General features: G+C 49.2%; 3 protein-coding genes. All 3 read left to right on the top strand.

The window, feature by feature from the left end; translation table 11 throughout:
* The first annotated feature begins 37 nt into the window (after positions 1–37).
* The 3 genes from ABJQ89_RS04160 (at position 38) to ABJQ89_RS04150 (ending at position 2,124) form a co-directional block, all read left to right on the top strand.
* Positions 38–994 carry an AraC family transcriptional regulator gene (locus tag ABJQ89_RS04160; protein WP_348495006.1) on the top strand — a complete coding sequence of 319 codons (957 nt, stop codon included), beginning with the start codon at positions 38–40 and terminating at the stop codon, positions 992–994.
* A 111-nt stretch (positions 995–1,105) separates the two neighbouring features.
* The gene (locus tag ABJQ89_RS04155) at positions 1,106–1,474 is read left to right on the top strand and encodes a hypothetical protein (protein ID WP_348404439.1); all 369 of its coding nucleotides are present in this window, start codon (positions 1,106–1,108) and stop codon (positions 1,472–1,474) included.
* Between the two features lie 56 nt (positions 1,475–1,530).
* A complete protein-coding gene (locus tag ABJQ89_RS04150) occupies positions 1,531–2,124 on the top strand; it encodes a uracil-DNA glycosylase family protein (protein WP_348404438.1) in 594 nt (197 codons plus the stop codon).
* Positions 2,125–2,336 lie beyond the last annotated feature (212 nt).

The following is a 2,336-nucleotide window of genomic DNA, read 5'->3' as shown; positions in this document are numbered from 1 at the left end:
GACTGTACTGGCCGACGGATTAGTGCAAGGATGCGCTATGCTTGACCTTCTCAGTGACATTCTCACCAGTCTTTCAATGCGGGCATCGCTTTACTTCCGCACATCGTTCACAAAGCCTTGGGGCGTCGCAGTTCCAAACTATGAGAACGTGGCGAGATTTCACTTTGCGCATCGCGGCGGATGCCTTGTGTCCGTGGATGGTGTTGAAGAAACTGTTTCGTTGGCCCAGGGAGATTTGATCATTATCCCACACGGCTCATCGCACGATCTGTACTGTGGGCATTTGCCCAAAAAGACAGTTATGCCTCTCGACTCTGTCTTAGAGCAATCTGGTTATGATGGTACTGGCGTTCTTGTGTATGGCGGTGATGAATCGCTGTCGGAAACGCAGCTCATATGTGGTCATTTCTCATTTGAACCGCACGCAAAGCACATTCTGATAGAGAGATTGCCGCCCTTTATTCATCTGAGGAATTACGGCGAACATGCCGGGAAATGGATGGAGGCGACGCTGCGCGTCATTGGTGACGAAGCGGGTGGACACCGGTTGGGTGGTGACCTGATCGCTCTGAAAATGTCTGAGGCCATCCTGGCGCAGGCAATCCGAAGTTTTATCGAAAGTAACGATGCCCCTGAATGGGGATTGGGTGGTTTTTCAGATGCAAACTTGCGCCGTGCCCTAGATGCCTTTCACAAGGCAGCAACACAGAATTGGACTGTCGAAACATTGGCGCAAGCCGCGGGCATGTCTCGTACAAGCTTTGCTGTCCTGTTCCAGAAAAAGATGGCAATGACCCCAATGGAGTATGTCACGAGTTGGCGGATCGAAGTCGCGAAGAACATTCTTTTACGGCCTCAGATGACACTGACAGATGCCGCTGAAGGTGCAGGTTACGCGTCTGATTCAGCATTCGCGCGCGTCTTCAAAAAGGAAACGGGCATGACACCTGCTAAGTTCAGAAAATCCCAAACCACAGATCGTGCTGTGGTTTGAACGATCTGTACTAAAAAGGGAACGAACACGCATATCCTCGTCGCCATGCCTGCCTTATCTCTCTTTCATCAACATCGCGCAACGCGCTTACAAATAAGAAAAGAGATACCCATGTTTCCACGCTTTATCACAAAATCAATCCACGCCTATCTGGACTACCCGGTCGCAATCGGCCTCATCGCAATGCCATTCTTGTTTGGCTTGGGCGACGGCAACATGCTGGCATTTTGGTTGTCTGTCGCAACCGGCATCGCTGCATTCATTCTAACGATCCTTACAGATCACCATTTGGGTGTCGTCCGTATTTTGCCATACAAACTGCACTTGGCTGTAGATGGCATTGTCGGTGTTGTCTTTGTCATCGCGCCGATCATACTCGGCTTCAGTGGTATCGAGTTTTGGTACTATATGGCACTAGGATTAACTGTTTTGGCAGTCGTTGGACTACACAAGTCCGAGGATAGCGCAGCCTTCGCATAGACATTTGATACAGGGCCGTCACATATTGGCGGCCCCCACCACTTTTGGGTAACAGAATGAAAAATGCGGAAACCGCTTCTGTTTTGATTGAGAGCATTCGCTCTTGCACGATCTGCTCGGATCTCCCGCTGGGGCCGCGCCCGATTGTCCAATTTAGCCCGACTTCCAAGCTGCTGATCGTTGGCCAAGCACCCGGACGTATTACCCACAATAAGGGCATCCCATTTGATGATCCATCTGGTGATCGGTTGCGATCATGGCTAGGGATCAACAAAGATACATTCTACGCCAAACAGAAAATTGCCATCGTGCCTATGGGGTTTTGCTTCCCTGGAACTGGCAAAGGTGGGGATCTTCCACCTCGCTCGGAATGCGCAGAGGCGTGGCGTAGCAAAGTATTAGATGAAGTAAAGAACGTTGAGCTGACGTTGATCATTGGCCGATATGCCATAGATTGGCATTTGCCTGAATTTGGCAAAAACACTGTTACTGATGCAGTGAAGTCATGGGCTGATGTATGGCCGAAACAACTCATATTGCCCCATCCAAGCCCCAGAAATAATCGCTGGCTGAAGCAGAACCCATGGTTTGATCAAGATATCATTCCGGCCCTGCAAGATCGTATCCGAACAATGTTCAAAGACAACTAATGGCTGGCTGTTGAAGCCCCGCAGAAAGGTGCGGCAATAACGAACAAGCGATGACAATTTACCTGAGATCGTTCAAATTTTTTAGCAGATAGTGCAAGTTTAAGCTCGATATATTGTTAGATCGTACAACTTTGATACCTTCCTAGACATGAAGGCGCAGCGACAACCGCTACGTCCTTCGTAACAAAAAAGGAAATCTCAATGTTTAAGAA

Source organism: Planktotalea sp., from assembly GCF_039984035.1.
Classification (GTDB): Bacteria; Pseudomonadota; Alphaproteobacteria; order Rhodobacterales; family Rhodobacteraceae; genus Planktotalea.
This window is presented reverse-complemented; position numbering and strand designations above follow the sequence as displayed.